Annotated in this window: 19 protein-coding genes; 10 read left to right on the top strand and 9 right to left on the bottom strand. The window is 60.5% G+C overall.

What is annotated here, in order from left to right; translation table 11 throughout:
- Positions 1–26: 26 nt before the first annotated feature.
- On the top strand, positions 27–1391 hold the full coding sequence (locus tag J3P92_RS07795; protein WP_434650278.1) for an HlyD family type I secretion periplasmic adaptor subunit: 1365 nt from the start codon (positions 27–29) through the stop codon (positions 1389–1391).
- A 174-nt stretch (positions 1392–1565) separates the two neighbouring features.
- Here the strand turns inward: J3P92_RS07795 and J3P92_RS07790 are convergent, their stop codons facing one another.
- Complete coding sequence (locus J3P92_RS07790) at positions 1566–2162, bottom strand: tRNA-uridine aminocarboxypropyltransferase (RefSeq protein ID WP_434650277.1); 597 nt, start codon at positions 2160–2162, stop codon at positions 1566–1568.
- A 2-nt stretch (positions 2163–2164) separates the two neighbouring features.
- Entirely contained in the window at positions 2165–3058 is an 894-nt protein-coding gene (locus tag J3P92_RS07785) for a LysR family transcriptional regulator (RefSeq protein WP_420767427.1), read from the bottom strand.
- Between the two features lie 333 nt (positions 3059–3391).
- On the opposite strand from J3P92_RS07785, the gene speB reads away from it, so the two are divergent.
- The 4 genes from speB (at position 3392) to J3P92_RS07765 (ending at position 7840) form a co-directional block, all read left to right on the top strand.
- The gene (speB, locus tag J3P92_RS07780) at positions 3392–4342 is read left to right on the top strand and encodes an agmatinase (protein ID WP_420767428.1); all 951 of its coding nucleotides are present in this window, start codon (positions 3392–3394) and stop codon (positions 4340–4342) included.
- A 9-nt stretch (positions 4343–4351) separates the two neighbouring features.
- Positions 4352–4759, top strand: coding sequence for a YybH family protein (locus J3P92_RS07775; RefSeq protein WP_434562935.1), 408 nt, complete (start codon positions 4352–4354; stop codon positions 4757–4759).
- Positions 4760–4810: 51 nt separating this feature from the next.
- Positions 4811–6346: a purine-cytosine permease family protein gene (locus tag J3P92_RS07770; protein WP_434651111.1), complete on the top strand. Its 1536-nt coding sequence runs from the start codon at positions 4811–4813 to the stop codon at positions 6344–6346.
- A 105-nt stretch (positions 6347–6451) separates the two neighbouring features.
- A complete protein-coding gene (locus J3P92_RS07765) occupies positions 6452–7840 on the top strand; it encodes a sodium:solute symporter (RefSeq protein ID WP_434650275.1) in 1389 nt (462 codons plus the stop codon).
- A gap of 208 nt (positions 7841–8048) precedes the next feature.
- On the opposite strand, the gene J3P92_RS07760 is transcribed toward J3P92_RS07765, so the two are convergent.
- Both J3P92_RS07760 and ptrR read right to left on the bottom strand, forming a co-directional pair.
- Entirely contained in the window at positions 8049–8177 is a 129-nt protein-coding gene (locus tag J3P92_RS07760) for a PA1414 family protein (RefSeq protein WP_256222727.1), read from the bottom strand.
- A 138-nt stretch (positions 8178–8315) separates the two neighbouring features.
- Complete coding sequence (ptrR, locus tag J3P92_RS07755; protein ID WP_434562929.1) at positions 8316–9209, bottom strand: putrescine utilization regulator PtrR; 894 nt, start codon at positions 9207–9209, stop codon at positions 8316–8318.
- Between the two features lie 103 nt (positions 9210–9312).
- On the opposite strand from ptrR, the gene J3P92_RS07750 reads away from it, so the two are divergent.
- Positions 9313–10485, top strand: coding sequence for an MFS transporter (locus J3P92_RS07750; protein ID WP_434650273.1), 1173 nt, complete (start codon positions 9313–9315; stop codon positions 10483–10485).
- Here J3P92_RS07750 and J3P92_RS07745 read toward each other — a convergent pair whose 3' ends face one another.
- Together J3P92_RS07745 and J3P92_RS07740 are read right to left on the bottom strand one after the other, a co-directional pair.
- Positions 10486–11940, bottom strand: a complete 1455-nt coding sequence (locus J3P92_RS07745) for an NCS1 family nucleobase:cation symporter-1 (RefSeq protein ID WP_434650272.1) — start codon at positions 11938–11940, stop codon at positions 10486–10488.
- Positions 11941–12346: 406 nt separating this feature from the next.
- Positions 12347–13183 (bottom strand): CvfB family protein, encoded by an 837-nt coding sequence (locus J3P92_RS07740; RefSeq protein ID WP_434610199.1) that lies wholly within the window; start codon positions 13181–13183, stop codon positions 12347–12349.
- 329 nt (positions 13184–13512) lie between these two features.
- Here J3P92_RS07740 and J3P92_RS07735 point away from each other — a divergent pair, with 329 nt between their 5' ends.
- The 3 genes from J3P92_RS07735 to J3P92_RS07725 all read left to right on the top strand — a co-directional run bounded on the left by J3P92_RS07735 (position 13513) and on the right by J3P92_RS07725 (position 15557).
- Complete coding sequence (locus J3P92_RS07735; protein WP_018607615.1) at positions 13513–13701, top strand: hypothetical protein; 189 nt, start codon at positions 13513–13515, stop codon at positions 13699–13701.
- A 197-nt stretch (positions 13702–13898) separates the two neighbouring features.
- The gene (locus tag J3P92_RS07730; RefSeq protein WP_434650270.1) at positions 13899–14609 is read left to right on the top strand and encodes a TorF family putative porin; all 711 of its coding nucleotides are present in this window, start codon (positions 13899–13901) and stop codon (positions 14607–14609) included.
- Between the two features lie 81 nt (positions 14610–14690).
- Positions 14691–15557, top strand: a complete 867-nt coding sequence (locus J3P92_RS07725; RefSeq protein ID WP_434650268.1) for a DUF6279 family lipoprotein — start codon at positions 14691–14693, stop codon at positions 15555–15557.
- Between the two features lie 136 nt (positions 15558–15693).
- On the opposite strand, the gene J3P92_RS07720 is transcribed toward J3P92_RS07725, so the two are convergent.
- The gene (locus tag J3P92_RS07720; protein ID WP_030141150.1) at positions 15694–16086 is read right to left on the bottom strand and encodes a hypothetical protein; all 393 of its coding nucleotides are present in this window, start codon (positions 16084–16086) and stop codon (positions 15694–15696) included.
- A 189-nt stretch (positions 16087–16275) separates the two neighbouring features.
- On the opposite strand from J3P92_RS07720, the gene J3P92_RS07715 reads away from it, so the two are divergent.
- Positions 16276–17007 carry a DUF899 domain-containing protein gene (locus J3P92_RS07715; protein ID WP_434650266.1) on the top strand — a complete coding sequence of 244 codons (732 nt, stop codon included), beginning with the start codon at positions 16276–16278 and terminating at the stop codon, positions 17005–17007.
- A 229-nt stretch (positions 17008–17236) separates the two neighbouring features.
- Here J3P92_RS07715 and J3P92_RS07710 read toward each other — a convergent pair whose 3' ends face one another.
- A complete protein-coding gene (locus J3P92_RS07710) occupies positions 17237–17524 on the bottom strand; it encodes a HigA family addiction module antitoxin (protein ID WP_434650264.1) in 288 nt (95 codons plus the stop codon).
- Positions 17524–17802, bottom strand: coding sequence for a type II toxin-antitoxin system RelE/ParE family toxin (locus J3P92_RS07705; RefSeq protein WP_434651109.1), 279 nt, complete (start codon positions 17800–17802; stop codon positions 17524–17526). The genes J3P92_RS07710 and J3P92_RS07705 overlap by 1 nt, the downstream gene beginning before the upstream one ends.
- Between the last annotated feature and the right edge of the window lie 131 nt (positions 17803–17933).

Here is a 17933-nt window from a genome sequence, read left to right as displayed (position 1 = left end):
TTTCATTTAACCAACGGGTACCGCCCATGTCTGCTCAAACATCCGATTCAGCCGCCCGAAGCTACTTCGGCAGCTTCAGCAAAAGCGCTGAAAGCGAGTTCATGCCGGAAATCGCCGGTGCCACGCTGCAGGACTCGCCCCGTCGCTCGCGGGTCACTGTCTGGCTGGCGGCCGGGCTGATTGTCACTGGGCTGGTCTGGGCGAAACTGGCGGTCCTGGAGGAAGTCACCACCGGCGAAGGCAAGGCGATTCCATCGAGCAAGATCCAGGTGATCCAGAACCTGGAGGGCGGCATCGTCACCGAGATTTTCGTGCGCGAAGGCCAGATGGTGAACAAGGGCGACACCTTGCTGCGCCTGGATGACACGCGCTTCCTGTCGAACAAGGGCGAGAGCGAGGCCGACCGTTATGCGTTGATGGCCCAGGTCGAACGCTTGTCGGCGGAGGCCGAAGGACGGCCATTGCAGTTATCCAGCGAAGTGACCGGCAAGGCGCCACAAGTGGCCGAGGACGAGCGTGCGCTCCATGAGCAGCGCCAGCGTCGCCTGGCCAGCGAGCAACGGACCTTGACCGAACAATTGCGGCAGAAAACCCAGGAACTGGCGGAGTTTCGCTCTAAGCAAGGTCAATTCAGCTCGGCACTGGCGTTGCTGCAAGAAGAGATGAACATGTCGGCACCGTTGGTGCGTACCGGGGCGGTGTCGCCGGTGGAGATTCTGCGGCTCAAGCGCAGCGCGGTGGAAATCCGCGGCTCGCTCAACGCCACCACCCTGGCGATCCCTCGGGCCGAGTCGGCCATCAATGAGATTAAGAGCAAGATCGACGAGTCGGAACAGACCTTCCGCTCCGACGCGGCCAAGGAGCTCAACGAGAAACGCACGGAACTGTCGAAAATCACCGCCTCCAGCATCGCCATCGATGACCGCGTGACCCGCACCACCGTAGTCTCGCCGGTGCATGGGGTAATCAAGCAAATGAAGGTCAACACCATCGGCGGCGTGGTCCAGCCGGGCAGCGACATGATCGAAGTCGTGCCCCTGGAAGACAACCTGCTGATCGAAGCCAAGGTCCGCCCACAGGACGTCGCCTTCCTGCACCCAGGCCAGAAAGCCATGGTGAAGTTCAGCGCCTACGACTACACGATCTATGGTGGGCTGAGCGCTAAGCTCGAGCTGATCGGCGCCGACACCATCACCGACGACAAGGGCAACAGTTTCTATTTGATCCAGGTGCGCACCGATAAGAACCACTTGGGTGGGGACGCGAAACCGTTGCTGATCATTCCGGGAATGGTGGCGACGGTGGACATCATTACCGGGGAGAAAAGTGTGTTGGACTACCTGCTCAAGCCGGTGTTGAAGGCGCGGACCGAGGCGATGCGCGAGCGGTAATCCGAATCTACGCCGATCTCGTGGCGAGGGAGCTTGCTCCCGCTGGGCTGCGCAGCAGCCCCAAGACCATTCACCTCGTTGTGTCAGGCAGACCGCGCCAGCAGGTTTTACGGCGGCTGCGCCCGAGGCGTCGGACCGGCCGAGCGGGAGCAAGCTCCCTCGCCACAGGGGTCTCTATACCCCTCCATGGTTCTTCTGGTAAGTCTCCTCCCCCATCGCCGCAATCTGCCCCTCGATCAACGCCTCGAACGGCCGCAACAACGGCTCGAAACTCACCGGTGTCTCAAGCGTCTGCAACGCCTGGGCGATCGCCTCCACCGTCGACAACGCCCCTGGCCCTGGCGCCTTGCGCAAACGATAGCGGGACACGCCGCCGTCGGCCAAGGTCACCCTTGGCAGTGCCGCCAGCAGCGGGTTGAGGTGCAGTAACTTGCGGGCCTTGCGCCAGGTGCCGTCAGGAACGACCAACAGCAGCGGTTCATCGCAGGGGGCGTAGGCTTGCAGCGGCTGCGCATCGTCGGCGGGAAACAACAACCGCGCCCGGTAACCCGGTTGATCGAGCAGCCGTGACAGATCCTCGAACACCTCGCCCACGATCAATTCGGCATTGTTGAGCCCCAACGCCGCCAGCCGTGCGGTGTTCAGGGCATGGTTCACCTCGCTGGGATGCTGTAACAGCAACACGCGGGTGCGGCTGTCGAGGCTGGGGATCAAAGGGCACAGGCAATGGCTTTGCGGCCTGAGGCAACGTGGGCAGTGGATTCTGGACATGGTCAGGCCTGGTTCAGTTGAGCTTTGAGTAGATCACGGAAGGTCTGGATCAGCGGCTCGCGGCTGCGGCCACGGCGAACGATCATCGAGAACGGCGCCTGATAACCAAACGTCGCCGGCAGCAGCACGCGTAAATCGCCCTTGTCGACCCAGGCCTGAGCGTAATGTTCGGGCAGATAACCGATGTAGGCGCCCGACAGTACCAGGATCAACTGGGCCTCCATGCTTTCCACTGTCGCCGCGCTGTGCTTGAAGCCATGGCGGGCCAGCTCGGCCTGGCTCCAGTAACCGCGTCCGACCATGCGCTGCTGGGTGATGAGTTGCTCCGGGATACGTCGTTCACCGAACAACGGGTGGCGACTGCTGCAATACAACCAGTGCTGCTCGCGGTACAGCGGCATGTAGACCAGCCCACTCATGCGCGTGGAAAACGCGCCGATGGCCAGGTCCAGGCGGTTGTCCTGGACGCCGAGTTGCAATTCGTAAGGGCTCAGGACCGACAGGTGCAGATGCACCGCCGGGTGTTCCTGACTGTACGCGCCGATGGCTTCGGCGAACGGCAAGGCTTTGTCGCTCACCGTGGAATCGATCACCCCCAGGTTCAGGGTGCCGCGCAACTCGCCCTTGAGGGCCGCAGCATATTGCTCGAAGCCTTCGAGTTCGCCGAGCAGCCGCAAGGTTTCCTGATGGAACAACTCGCCCTTGCTGGTCAGGCTGAACCCACCCCGCCCGCGATGACAGAGCACCAGGCCCAGGGCCGATTCGAGTTGGCTCATGTAGGTACTGATGGCGGATGTGGAGAGGTTGAGCTCGTGCTGCGCGTTGGCAAACCCCTGGTGCCGGACCACGCTGACGAAGATGCGCAGCAGTTTCAGGTCGGGTAGAGCGTTGGCCATGGGGGTGTCTCCATACAAGCAGGTCAATGCACATTTGTGGCGAGGGGATTTATCCCCGCTGGGCTGCGAAGCGGCCCCAAGACAGTCAACTCAATCCGCCTGATACACCGGGATATCAGGGTTTAGGGCCGCTTCGCGCCCCAGCGGGGATAAATCCCCTCGCCACAGGGGGCGTCATTTGCCCCAGGATTGCGCCGCTGCGGAGTCTATCGCCCCGCCCGCCATTAGTTTAGAAAAATCTGAACTAAGTATTTGCCGCCAGCGATTCTTCACGGCACAGGCTTTTCGCAGAATCGGCCCCTGATAAATAAAACAAACGATGAGGCCCTACCCGTGGACAAGATTCTTCACCAACCACTGGGCGGCAACGAAATGCCGCGCTTCGGCGGCATCGCCACCATGATGCGACTTCCCCACGTGCCCACCGCCGCCGGCCTGGACGCTGCCTTTGTCGGCGTGCCGCTGGACATCGGCACGTCCCTGCGCGCCGGCACCCGTTTCGGGCCGCGCGAAATCCGCGCCGAATCCGTGATGATCCGCCCCTATAACATGGCCACCGGTGCCGCGCCGTTCGACTCCTTGTCGGTGGCGGACATTGGCGACGTGGCGATCAATACCTTCAACCTGCTCGATGCCGTGCGAATCATTGAGGAGTCGTACCACAAGATCCTCGAACACAACGTCATCCCCCTGACCCTGGGCGGTGACCACACCATTACCCTGCCGATTTTGCGGGCGATCCACAAAAAACACGGCAAGGTCGGCCTCGTGCACATCGACGCCCACGCCGACGTGAACGACCACATGTTCGGCGAGAAAATCGCCCACGGCACCACCTTCCGCCGCGCCGTGGAAGAAGGCCTGCTCGATTGCGACCGCGTGGTGCAGATCGGCCTGCGGGCCCAGGGCTATACCGCTGAGGATTTCAATTGGAGCCGCAACCAGGGTTTCCGCGTGGTCCAGGCCGAAGAGTGCTGGCATAAATCCCTGGCACCGCTGATGGCCGAAGTGCGCGAGAAAGTCGGCGGCGGACCGGTGTACCTGAGCTTCGACATCGACGGCATCGACCCGGCCTGGGCGCCAGGTACCGGCACCCCGGAAATCGGCGGCCTGACCACCATCCAGGCAATCGAAATCGTCCGCGGCTGCCAGGGCCTCGACCTGGTCGGTTGCGATCTGGTAGAAGTTTCGCCGCCGTACGACACCACCGGCAATACCTCGCTGCTGGGCGCCAACCTGCTGTACGAGATGCTCTGCGTACTGCCCGGCGTGGTTCATCGCTGAGGCGCGGCCATGAACGATCGAGATCAAGTCCTCGAAGCCGCCGCCGATCTGGTGTCGGCCTTCGCCCGCAACGATCGCGAGGCTTACTTCGGTGCGTTCAGCACCGATGCGAGCTTCGTGTTCTACACCCTCGAACAGCCGCTGCTGTCGCGCGATGCCTACCAGGCGTTGTGGGATCGCTGGCGGTCCGAGGATGGCTTCGAGGTGCTGAGCTGCACCTCGAGCAACGCCTTCGTCAGCCTGCAAGGGAACGTGGCGATTTTCATCCATGACGTGGCCACCGAGCTGCGCATGCAAGGGGAGCTTCACTTTAGCCAGGAGCGCGAAACCATCGTGTTTCGCCAAGAACAACAAGGCCTATGGCTGGCCTGTCATGAACATTTGTCCGCAATGCCGGAAGGGCTGCCACCCCCTTAGCCAAGCAGGCGACGTTCACGCACGATGAACGCGCCTTGATGATCGGAGCAGATCATGAATAACAATAACGATAAAAGCCTTACGCAGATTGAAACCAACGGGGTCGAGCAGATCCCGGACCATGAACGAACCGCCGGCCCGGGTGATCTGTTTCGACTGATCTTCGGCGGCGCCAATACCTTTGCCACCGCCGTGCTCGGCAGTTTCCCGGTGTTGTTCGGCCTTTCGTTCCAGGCCGGGGTCTGGGCGATCGTGCTGGGGGTGTTGGTCGGTTCGATCATCCTCGCGCCGATGGGCCTGTTCGGCCCGCTCAACGGCACCAACAACGCGGTTTCGTCCGGCGCGCATTTCGGTGTTCACGGCCGGATCGTCGGCTCGTTCCTGTCGCTGCTGACCGCTATCGCATTCTTCTCCCTGTCGGTATGGAGTTCGGGGGACGCGCTGATCGGCGGCGCCAAGCGGCTGGTCGGTGTGCCGGAAACCGACTTGAGTCTGGGCCTGGCCTACGGCCTGTTCGCCCTGCTGGTGCTGACGGTGTGCATCTACGGCTTCCGCTTCATGCTGTGGGTCAATCGCATCGCCGTGTGGGCCGCGAGCCTGTTGTTCCTGCTGGGCATCTTCGCCTTCGCGCCGAGTTTCGACAGCCAGTTCGCCGGCACGGTCGCCCTCGGCCAAACAGGCTTCTATGCCGCCTTCATCGGCGCGGCACTGGTGGCCATGAGCAACCCGATTTCTTTCGGCGCCTTCCTGGGTGACTGGTCGCGCTACATTCCGCGAAATACCCCCAAGCGACACATCATGCTGGCGGTGATTGCCGCTCAGTTGGCAACGCTGATCCCGTTCCTGTTCGGCCTCGCCACCGCCACCATCGTGGCGACCAAGGCGCCGGACTACATCGCGGCAAACAACTACGTGGGCGGGCTGCTGGCGGTTTCGCCGGGATGGTTCTTCCTGCCGGTGTGCCTGATAGCGGTGATCGGTGGCATGTCCACCGGCACCACATCGCTGTATGGCACGGGATTGGACATGTCCAGCGTATTCCCACGGGTGCTGTCGCGGGTCAAGGCGACGCTGCTGATCGGCGTCATGTCGATTGCCTTCATCTTCATCGGCCGCTTCGCGGCAAACCTTGTGCAGAGCGTCTCGACCTTCGCCGTGCTGATCATCACCTGCACCACGCCGTGGATGGTGATCATGATCATCGGGCTGCTGGTGCGCCGCGGCTTCTACTGCCCGGATGACCTGCAAGTGTTCACCCGAGGCGAGACCGGCGGACGCTACTGGTTCAGCCACGGCTGGAACTGGCGCGGTCTGGGAGCGTGGATTCCCAGTGCATTGGTCGGGCTGTGCTTCGTCAACTTGCCGGGACAGTTCGTCGGGCCGCTGGGTGAATTGGCCGGCGGGATCGACATCAGCCTGCCGGTGACCCTGGGGCTGGCCTCGGTGGTGTACCTGGCATTGCTGGGGCTGTTTCCGGAACCGGCGGCGGTGTATGGGCCGGGGGGGGTGGCGAGGGGATTTATCCCCGCTGGGCTGCGAAGCGGCCCTAATACCAGGCGCCTCGGTGTGCCAGACAGATTGAGTTGACTGTGTTTGGGGCTGCTTCGCAGCCCAGCGGGGATAAATCCCCTCGCCACAAAGGCATCAATCACCCGACTTCACTATAAAAAAGACAATCGGAGACACGCCATCATGGCCTTGGATTTAATCGTCGTTCTCATCTACGCCACCGGCATGATCGCCCTCGGCTGGTACGGCATGCGCCGCGCCAAGACCCGTGACGACTACCTCGTCGCCGGACGCAACCTCGGCCCGGGCTTCTACCTGGGCACCATGGCCGCCACCGTGCTCGGCGGCGCATCGACCATCGGCACCGTGCGCTTGGGCTATGTCCATGGCATTTCCGGATTCTGGCTGTGCGGCGCCATCGGCCTGGGCATCGTCGGGCTGAGCCTGTTTCTCGCCAAGCCGTTGCTCAAGCTCAAGATCTATACCGTGACCCAAGTGCTAGAGCGCCGTTACAACCCGGCCGCACGCCATGCCAGCGCATTGATCATGCTGGTCTACGCGCTGATGATCGGCGCCACCTCGACCATCGCCATCGGCACGGTCATGCAGGTGCTGTTCGGCCTGCCCTTCTGGGTTTCGATCCTGGTGGGCGGCGGCGTGGTGGTGCTGTATTCAACCATTGGCGGGATGTGGTCGCTGACCCTGACCGACATCGTGCAATTCCTGATCATGACCATCGGCCTGGTGTTCCTGCTGATGCCCCTGTCCATCAGTGACGCCGGTGGCTGGGACGCGATGGTGGCGGCCTTGCCGGCGCGCTATTTCGATTTCACCGCCATTGGCTGGGACACCATCATCACGTACTTCCTGATCTACTTCTTTGGCATCTTCATCGGCCAGGACATCTGGCAGCGGGTGTTCACCGCCCGCAGCGAAGGCGTGGCAAAAGTCGCCGGCACCGCCGCCGGCCTGTATTGCGTGCTCTACGGCCTGGCCGGTGCGCTGATCGGCATGGCCGCCAAGGTGCTGCTGCCGGACCTGGAAAACGTCAACAACGCCTTCGCCAGCGTGGTGCAACACAGCTTGCCCAACGGGATACGCGGTCTGGTGATCGCCGCGGCCCTCGCGGCGCTGATGTCCACTGCGGCGGCGGGTCTGTTGGCGGCCTCCACCACCGTGGTCCAGGACCTGCTGCCGCGTCTGCGCCAGGGTCGTGAAAGCGGCAACGGCGACGTCCATGAAAACCGCATCGCAACCCTGCTACTGGGCGCCGTGGTCCTGGCGATCGCCCTGGTGGTGAGCGACGTGATCAGCGCCCTGACCCTGGCCTACAACCTGCTGGTGGGCGGCATGCTGGTCCCGCTGATCGGCGCCATCTACTGGAAACGCGCTACCACGGCCGGCGCGATTACCAGCATGTCGCTGGGCTTCGTGACCGCGCTGTTCTTCATGGTCAAGGATGGCCTGGACGCGAATACGCCGATCTATTACAGCCTGAGCGTGGCATTGGTGAGTTTCGTGGTGGTCAGCCTGCTTTCGCCACGGTCGAATGTGGTGCCAAAGGCGGCTTGATCGTCAACTCTCGGCAAGAAGAGATTCCTGTGTGAGCGAGCTTGCTCGCGATGACGGCGGTACATTCAACATGGATGCATGCCGGTCACCGCTATCGCGAGCAAGCTCCCTCCCACAGGTTCTGTCTTTCAGAAATAAAAAGATCGCAGCTGCGGGCCATCTCGACTGAAATGGTCCGCAGCTGCGATCTCTCCAAATTCGGCGGTGTTTACCGGCGGCGCGGCTGGCGGCGGCGTTGCTCATCGTCAGTGCGGATCGGTATCGGCTGCATGGGCGGCTCGATCAGGCCGAGCGCGACACCCAAGTCGTGAAGCCAGTTCTGGATTTTCTCTTTCATCGTGGTGCCCCCTCAGGTGGTGCGAGCGGCAGATTTCTGTGGCCCCTTCGCACTGATAATAGTCCGAAGTCCTACGCAATGCTCGTTACAGATTGCAATGATCTGTTACTGAATTGATCCGAATCCCAGGCTGTGAGTTCAAGCCGATTGCGCCGTCATCATTGGCGCCCGCGGCCACGCTTGTTGTTGCATCTCGATCCAGGCGTTCAGGTTGGCTCCGACCATGCCTTTACGCCACATCAACCACGTTGTCGCACTCGCAAATGGCTCGGCCAGTGGATGGACCATCACACGCTCGCGCCCCGGCAGGCTGGCGAGCATCGACTCGGACATCAGCGCCACCCCGGACCCGGCGATGACACACGCCAGCATTCCCTGGTACGACTCGATCTCCATCGCCCGCCCCATGGTTGCATGATCATGGGCAAACCAGGCCTCCAGGCGCATCCGGTACGAACAGCCCCGGCGAAAGGTGAACACTGCGCGGCCTTGCACGTCCAGCGCACTGCGTACCGGTGCGTGGTCAGCCTCGGTGATCAGCACCAGCCGCTCGTCGCACAACGGCACGCCATCGAGCCCCGCCAGTTCCAGCGGGCCGTCCACCAGCGCCGCGTCGAGGCGATTGGTGAGCAGGCCTTCAAGCAATTCGCCACTCGGCCCCGATTGCACTTGCAGGTTCACCGCCGGGTAGGCCCGGTGATAAGCCGCCAGCAGATCAGGCAAATGCGTCGCTGCCGTGCTGTACATGGTGCCGAGCAGGAAATCCCCGGCCGGCTGACCGCCCTGCACCGCCGCGTGGGCTTCGTCATGCAGGGCAAACAGCTTGGTCGCATAGTCCAACAGGACTTTTCCCGCAGGCGACAATTGCAAACGCTGACGCTCTCTTAGGAAAAGATCCACGCCCAACTGCTCTTCGAGCTGTTTGAGCCGCGTCGACAAGTTCGACGGCACCCGATGCAAGCGCTCGGCAGCCCGGGTGATCGAACCTTCCTCGGCCACGGCCTGGAAAATTCTAAGTTGGCTGAACTCCATGACCTTCTCCAGAAAAGAACAAGTTACTCACTATTATTCATTTTTAATGAAAGTCAATCAGTCCTAGCCTGACGGTCATTCGCCTCAGCGCTGGAGTACGACCATGTCGCCCTTGATTCGCCTGCTCGCCAGTTTCATAGCCCTGATGATGGCCATGGGCATCGGCCGCTTCGCCCTTACACCGCAGTTACCTCATTTGATCGGCGAAGGCCAGGTGGACTTGACCGCCGCCGGTCTGATCGCTGCCGCCAACTACCTGGGTTATTTTCTCGGGGCGCTGGACGCCATGTTTGCTCGTCGCGCCGAACAGGTACAGCGGCGTTTATTGGGCGGCCTGTGGTTGTGCGTGCTGCTGACGCTGGCGTCGTTCTGGGCCTGGGGCTTCTGGCCGCACTTGGCGCTGCGCTTCGGCACAGGCGTGGCGAGCGCTTGGGTGATGGTGATGATCACCGCCCTCAGCCAACCCTTGGCTGCGGCGGCGGGACGGCCACGCCTTGGTGCACTGGTATTCGCCGGACCGGGGCTGGGGATTTTTCTGACAGGCTTGTTGGCCCTTGGCTCGAACCTGCTGGGCCAGACCTCCGATGTCTTGTGGCTGGTATATGCCGGCGCGGCACTGTTGATGTTGCTGGTGATCCTGCCGGCCCTGCCGAAACCCACGTCGGCAGCCGCCCCTGCAGCATCCGTCGTTGCATCCAGCAATCGCGGCATCGCCCGGCTTTGCGTGGTCTACGCCTTCTATGGCGTGGGCTACATCATACCGGCGACGTTCCTGTCGCAGATGGCTTCGGCGCAGTTCCACGGGCAATGGCAGGCGGATCTGTTCTGGCCTTGTTTCGGCCTGGCGGCCGCCACGGGCGTGCTGTTGGTGAGTCTGCGCCGGCCGAACCCGGACACCACTGCCCGCTGGTTGATGGCCACTTTATGGCTGCAAGCCGCGGGCGTGTTTGCCTGCCTGCTGGCCAGTGGCGCGGGCCTGGCGCTGGGCGTGATCCTGTGTGGCGCCCCGTTCCTGGCCTGCATGCAACTGATGGTGATGTGCGCCCGGGAACTGGCGCCCCACGCCACTCAGCGCAACATCGGTTTGTTGACCGCATGCTTCGCCGTCGGCCAACTCAGCGGCCCCCTATTGGCGGCTCTGAGCAGTCACTTCAGCGGCGGCTTGCAACCGGCATTGATCGTTGCCGGCAGCGGCCTAGTGCTTGCGGGCGGCCTGTTGCTGCGGCCCACCAATGCGAGCGCGGTGAAACCTTGCGCCCAGACCGCCCTGCGCTGATCAAGCCGGGCCGACCGGGTTTAACGACGGGTTCAGGTGTAGGAAGGGTTGGCGTCGGGCCAAGGCGAAATACAACACGCCTCCAAGGAAGCAACCGGTGAACCAGGCAAAGTTGGCCATTGGTTGGAGGAACGGTGTGAAAGTGATCGCCACGCCCATCAGCGTCGCCGGGATCAACGCTTTGACTGCTGTCCAGTTAATGCCTCCGCTGTAGTAATAGCGCCCGCTCGGGCCGTCATTGAATAGCGAATCAACGTCGATCTGCTGCTTCTTGATCAGGTAGTAATCCACCAGCAGGATCCCGAAAAGCGGGCCAATAAACGCCGCTAGCACGTCCAGGGTGTAGTGGATCACTTCAGGGTTATTGAACAGGTTCCAAGGCGTGATGAAAATCGAGGCCACTGCCGCGATCATGCCGCCGGCGCGCCAGCTGATCTTGCTCGGCGCGACGTTGGCGAAATCAAAAGCCGGGGACACGAAGTTGGCGACGATGTTGATGCCAATGGTTGCGGTGACGAACGCAAAGGCTCCCAGCAAGACGGCCACGTCGTTGTCGATGCGTGCCACGGTGGCGATCGGGTCGTGGAGCATCTCGCCGAACACTGGCAACGTCCCGGAAACGATCACCACGGTCACCAGGGAAAAGGCCAGGAAATTCACCGGTAGCCCCCAGAAATTGCCGCGACGTACGTCGGACATGCTCCGGCAGTACCGGCTGAAATCACCGAAATTCAAGGTAGGGCCGGAAAAGTACGACACAACCAGGGCCGTTGCCACGATCACTTGGCCGAATGCCTGCCAGCCGGACAGCGATTTTTCCGCCAAGGTAAAACTGATGTTGCTCCAGCCGGCCTTCCAGACGATCCAGCCGGCCAGCAGGAACATCACGGCATACACCACCGGCCCGGCCCAGTCGATGAAGCGACGGATCGACTCCATGCCCGTCCAGAACACCAGCGCCTGGACAAACCACAGCCCAAGGAAACCGAACCAGCCGAGGTAGGACAAACCTGCAAAATGTGGCGTCGCGTAGACTTCCATCGAAGGAAAGAACCGCAGGACCACGATGATCAGAGCGCTGGACGCCAGGTACGTCTGGATCCCATACCAAGCCACGGCGATCAGCCCACGAATGACCGCCGGGATGTTCGCCCCGAACACGCCGAACGCCAGCCTGCAAATGACCGGATAAGGCACCGCCGCTTGCTGGCTCGGCTTGGCGACCAGGTTGGCGATCAACTGCACGATACAAATCCCGCCGAGCAAGGCAATCAGCACCTGCCAACTCGCCAGGCCCAAGGCGAACAGGCTGGCAGCAAACACATAACCGCCGACGCTGTGCACATCACTCATCCAGAACGCGAAGATGTTGTACCAATTCCATTTCTGCGGCAGCGGGCCCAGGTCTTCGTTATAGAGGCGGGGGCTGTAGCCGTTGGGCAATTGCTCGGACATTGCGGGGCTCCTTGGGTGGCCGCCGTGCTCCCGCGTTTGATTGTCCACCACACTGCGCACGGGAGCCGGCGTGGTTTGTATACGGGTTCCTACGCAGAATGCGTGCCATGGATGGTGGATACGAGACAAACCGCGCTTTTCAGCGCAGGTAAAAACCGAACGAACACAACAGAACGCCCACGAACGGGGCGCGGGTGCATGGTTAAGGTGCAAGGATTTTTGTATACAGCGAAGATTTGTGGCGAGGGGATTTATCCCCGCTGGGCTGCGGAGCAGCCCCAAGAATAACCACTCAATCTGGCAGGTACACCGAGGCGTTCGAATCAGGGCTGCTTCGCAGCCCAGCGGGGATAAATCCCCTCGCCACAGGATGACCTAGCCAACGGTGGTTTGCTCGGCCTAACGATCAAGTCAGCTCAATACGATCAGCATGAATGATAATCTGGCCATTCTTGTACAGCGCACCAATGGCTTTCTTGAAGTTGCCCTTGCTGACGCCAAACAGACTGGTGATCAGCGCAGGATCGCTCTTGTCGCTCACCGCGAGCGTGCCGTTGTTCTCACGCAACTTGGCAAGAATCTTGGCGTTGAGGCTGGTCGCCGCTTCCTGGCCCACCGGCTGCAAGCTCAGGCTGATCTTGCCGTCCGGACGGACTTCCTTGATAAAGCCCTTTTCCTGTTTGCCGGCGCGCATGAACTTGAAGATTTCGTTCTTGTGGATCAAGCCCCAGTGCTTGTTATTGATGATTGCCTTGAAGCCCATGTCGGTGGCTTCGGCGACCAGCAAATCCACTTCCTGACCAGGCGTGTAGTTGGCCGGGGTCTTGTCCAGATAACGATCCAGGCGTGCCGTCGCGGTGATGCGGCGGGTGTGCTTGTCCAGATAGACATGGACCACGCAGTACTCGCCGGCGGTCAGCTGGCGTTTCTCTTCGGAATACGGCAACAGCAAATCCTTGGGCAGGCCCCAGTCCAGGAACACGCCGATGCTGTTGACTTCAACCACTTTCAGACTGGCGAATTCGCCCACCTGGACTTTTGGTTTTTCTGTCGTAGCGATCAGTTTGTCGTCGCTGTCCAGATAAATGAAAACATTGAGCCAGTCTTCATCTTCGCTGGGAATATCCTTGGGGATATAACGGTTGGGCAGCAGGATTTCACCGTCCGCGCCGCCGTCCAGATATAAACCGAAGTTAGTATGTTTAACCACTTGCAAACTGTTGTAGCGCCCGACTAAAGCCATTTCCAAATACCCTCGTTACGTGGGCGGCATTCTACCCGGTTTTGGCGTGCGATTCGTCGCCGCCAGCATCGATCGGCGTGCGCCCCTTGATTTTTCTGGCTTTTTGGCCCGCAGGCGGCCATTCGTCAGAAGACACTGGGTTTGAATCGCCCCGCTTACGTTTTAATTTTCAAGACAGGTTGTTATTTAAAACAGTGGCTTAGGTCAATACACAGGCATGAGTCGGTCGATATTCCAGCCCTGCTGCAAATAATTCAGGGGGATATTTGCCAAGCAATTGTCAAGTATTTCCTGTACGATGCCTGGCCCAATTAATTATCCATAGGTTAATGGCCGTCATGCGCGTAAAAGCATCCAACAGCAAAGCAAAGCCAGCTCCAGCCGTTGAAACCAGCGAGTCGATCAACGACCAGATCGCTGCGTTCCTCAAGTCCGGCGGTGAAATCCAGCAGATTGCCAAAGGTGTCAGCGGCCAGACATTCGGCCCGTCCAAGCAGATCAGCCTGGGCAAGAAGTAATCCCCGCGTCACCTGGTCCCAAAGCGCTTTGAATCTCGAAGCGCTTGGACTGGAACCCCTCTCTCAGCCCCCTTCCCCGCAAAAATCGACGAACGGCCATCTCGGTCGAGCATTCGCCGGTATGCTTGCACCTCTCTAGCTCAAGCGTTTCAGCTTGGTTACGGTTCCCTGCTCCTCGCTATTCATGGAGTGAAGCATTGCGCATTCCTGTTGTCCTGCTGGCGTTCAGTCTGCTCCCTTGCCCTGCTTCTTATGGGCAGGTGTTTCAGCGTGAGCTCGGTGACTTCGACCTTAAACTCGGCACCACACCCAGCCGCAGCATGGCCCAGGGCCTCGTCACGCCGTCGAGCACCGGCTCGTTCCATGGCGGCCTGGACCTGAGCCATGACAGCGGCTGGTACGTCGGACAATGGTCACCCAGCGCCGGCTTCTCCGCTGACCTGGAAGTCGATTCCTACATGGGTTTCAAACAACCCTTCGACCAGACCTTGGGTTACGAAGTCGGCCTGATCCACTACAGCTACCCCACCGTCGATACCCTCGACAGCCAGGAATTTTATGGCGGCCTGACCATTCTAGGCAGCCGCTTCGGTGCGGCCTTGAGCAACGACCCGGACAAACAGAACAGCACCCTGTTCGCCGACCTCGGTGGTAACGTGCCCTTCGGCATCGGCATCAGCGCCAAGTACACCACCCACCAGCTTAATACCCCGGTCTCGGTGGAGAATGGTTACGTAGGCAGTTTCAGCGACTGGTCGTTGAAAATATCCCGTCCCTGGAAAGGCATCGACCTGGACCTGATCTACAGCGACTCAAGCCTCAGCGGCAGCAGTTGCTCGGCCTATTCCGGGCACAACAGCGAATGCGACAGCCTGCTGACCCTGAAGATGGCCCATCCTTTTTACTAAGCGTTACTTATTCGTTCGGCTGAACTGCCGCGCGCCTGCCATGCTCAAACAAATCACCTCCGCCTTCGCAAGGACCCGCTCATGTCGCGCTGGTTAACACGCACCGCCATGTTCATCGCCCTGCTGCTGACACTCACCGCTTGCAGCCGTGTCGGCCTGGCCTACCGCAACCTCGACCTGATCATTCCCTGGACCCTCAACGATTACCTGGAGATCAACGGCGAGCAAAAGGACTGGTTCGACGATCGCCTCAAGGAGCACCTGAGCTGGCACTGCACCACGCAACTGCCAGGCTACCTCGATTGGCTGGACCGCCTGAAGACCATGGTGCAAACCAACGCGGTAACCGACGAAGCCCTGCAGCAACGCACCCGCGAAGCCAAGGCCGCCATCGCCGAAACCGCCCGGGCAATCACCCCGTCGGCCATCGAACTGCTGCAAGGCCTGAGCGACGAACAAGTCGCCGACATGGACGCCGCGTTCGTCAAGGATCAACAAAAGCGTCAGCGCGAATACCTCAAGCCGACGTTGCAGCAGCAGATCCAGGAACGTGCCGAGCGCATGGAGAAACGGCTCAACGACTGGATCGGCCCGCTCAACGATGCCCAGCGCCGGCGTGTGATGGCTTGGTCTAACGCTCTTGGCGATCAAAACCAGCAATGGATCGCCAACCGCGCCCACTGGCAAAACCAGTTCAGCGAGGCCGTCGCCCAACGCCACAGCCCCGACTTCCCGAAACGTATCGAGCAACTGCTGGTAAACCGCGAGAGCCTGTGGACGCCCGCTTATCGCGAGGCCTACAACAAAACCGAAGCCCAGGCCCGCAGCCTGTTGGTGGACCTGATGGCCGACAGCACCCCGGCGCAGCGTGAACGGTTGTTGCAGAAGATTGATGGAGTGAAGAAGGATTTCAGTGATCTGAAATGCTTGAAGGCAGCACGATCATAAACCACTGAGATCCATGTGGAAGAACCAATGTGGGAGCGAGCTTGCTCGCGATAGCGGCCTGACATTCAACAGGTGTTTTGCCTGTTTAATGGCCATCGCGAGCAAGCTCGCTCCCACACGGTTCAGTGCCAGCCTTTCAGGCAATCTGCGCCTTCGAAGCCAAATCATCAAAGGTAAACTCATCCAGCGCATCTTCCTGTTCATCCAGCACCTGACGCGGATGATCATTGCCCGGAATGCTGCTGTCGATCAGGCTCAACAACCGCGAGCCGCGAGGCGTCAGCACGAAGTTTTCGCCATTGCCGCCCTCTTCCTCCGGCCGAGGCTCGATATACCCACGCTCCAGCAGTAATTTTTCGTACTCTCCGGCGACCGCTTTCAGATGATCAAGGTTCTCGATTTCCTCGCCCTGAGCCGCCTTTTCCGCCGCGTGCTGCTCCGCGTAGGGCCGAGGGGTAAAACTGTGGCCGGCGCCGTTCTGCACTTCGTGCAGCAACCGTTCGATCAAGTCCCAGTTATAAGTCGTCATCCTGGTCCATCCTCTAATGCTTAAAGAGTGAGATGCCTACTTAAGGTGTGACCGAGGCGGTTCAGCGCCGTTCAGCTTGGTTTTCCAACGGTTCCACCAGCCAGCCGACCAACGGTGTGTCGAAACCGTGGCCGGCCAAACGACTAGGCATTGCAAACGTCGATAATTGAATCCCTGAGGATAAGCCCCATGAACATCGAGCACCCTCCGGTCGTCTCGCGTGAAGAATGGCTCGCCGCCCGCCGCGAACACCTGGCCCACGAAAAAGCCTTCACCTGTGAACGAGACAAACTCAGCGCCGAACGCCGCGCCCTGCCCTGGGTAAAAATCGACAAACCCTACCGCTTCCAAGGCCCCCACGGCGAACTGAGCCTCGCCGACCTGTTCGGCGGCCGCAGCCAACTGATCATCTACCACTTCATGTTCGGCCCCGGCTGGACCGAAGGCTGCCAAGGCTGCTCGTTCCTGTCCGACCACATCGACGGCGCCAACCAACACCTGGCCCACCACGACGTCGCCGTCGTAGCCGTCTCCCGCGCGCCCTTCACCGAATTCCAACCCTTCAAACGCCGCATGGGCTGGGCCTTCGATTGGGTCTCGTCGCAAGGCTGCGACTTCAACTACGACTTCGCCGTCAGCTTCAAAACCGAAGACACCGCCGCCGGAAAGGCCACCTACAACTACGAAAAAACCGACACCACCGAAGGCGAACTCCCCGGCCTGAGCGTCTTCTATCGCAACGAAGCCGGCGACATCTTCCACACCTACTCCACCTACGCCCGCGGCCTCGACATCCTCGTCGGCACCTACAACTACCTCGACCTCACGCCCAAGGGCCGCAATGAAGACGAGATCATGGATTGGGTGAGGCATCATGATAAGTATGAAGAGGCCAAGCCGCGTGGTTGCTGCCACAGTTGATGCATCAGCCCGTCCAGTCGAGCGCGGTACCCGTGGCGAGGGAGCTTGCTCCCGCTCGACTGAGCGGCAGTTGCTTTCTGTGCCTGCCAGCATAAACAGCGGCAATGGAAGGATGAGAACTGAGGGTCCTGCTTCCATACGAGAACCGGACCAGACCACGAGTAAAAAGACAGGCCGATCTCGACGAGTCCACCTCAAGTCCCCAACTCCGGCGACGTCTGGGGACAACTCAGGCGAAAGCGAGCTTTCTCACCTGCAACAAATCAACATGCTGACGAGCCACCGACAGATCGTAAGCATCCTGCATGGCTAACCAACTCTCCGGCGAACGGCCAAGCGCTACAGACAACCGCAATGCCATTTCGGGCGACACGCGGCTAGAGCCCTTCAAGACCCGGCTCAGTGTCGAGGGGGCTACACCGAGCTTTTCTGCCAGCTCACGACCACTGACACTGTTCGGCTCCAGATAAATCTCGGTAATGAACTCCCCGGGATGAGGAGGGTTGTGCATGTTCATCAGTGGTAATCCTCGTAGTCCAGGACGTAAGCGTTTCCGTCGCGAAACCCGAACGTCAGCCGCCAGTTGCCACTCACCATGACTGACCAGCGCCCACGCATTTCGCCTTTTAGCAGGTGAAGGCGGAAGCCTGGAATGTCCATATCATCAATCGCCATGGCTGTATTCAAGGCCGCCAGCTGCATTCGTAGCCGCTTGGCGTGAGCGGGTTGCACGCCTGCTGTACTGCCCGTTTCGAAGAGCTTGCGTAGCCCTTTGTGTTGAAAAGACTTGATCATGGAAAGCCTAGCATGTTGCGCAACACGCAACAAAGGTTCGGTGGACACGACCCCGCCAATCAACGCTTTGATCGAGCCGATGACTCGACGCGGGGTGTCTGTTTATCGGAGACTACTGTCGAAACCGTCCT

The organism is Pseudomonas sp. D3-27, from assembly GCF_051132165.1.
Lineage (GTDB): Bacteria > Pseudomonadota > Gammaproteobacteria > Pseudomonadales > Pseudomonadaceae > Aquipseudomonas.
Note: the sequence above shows the minus strand (reverse complement) of the source record. Positions and strands in the feature narration are given on the sequence as shown.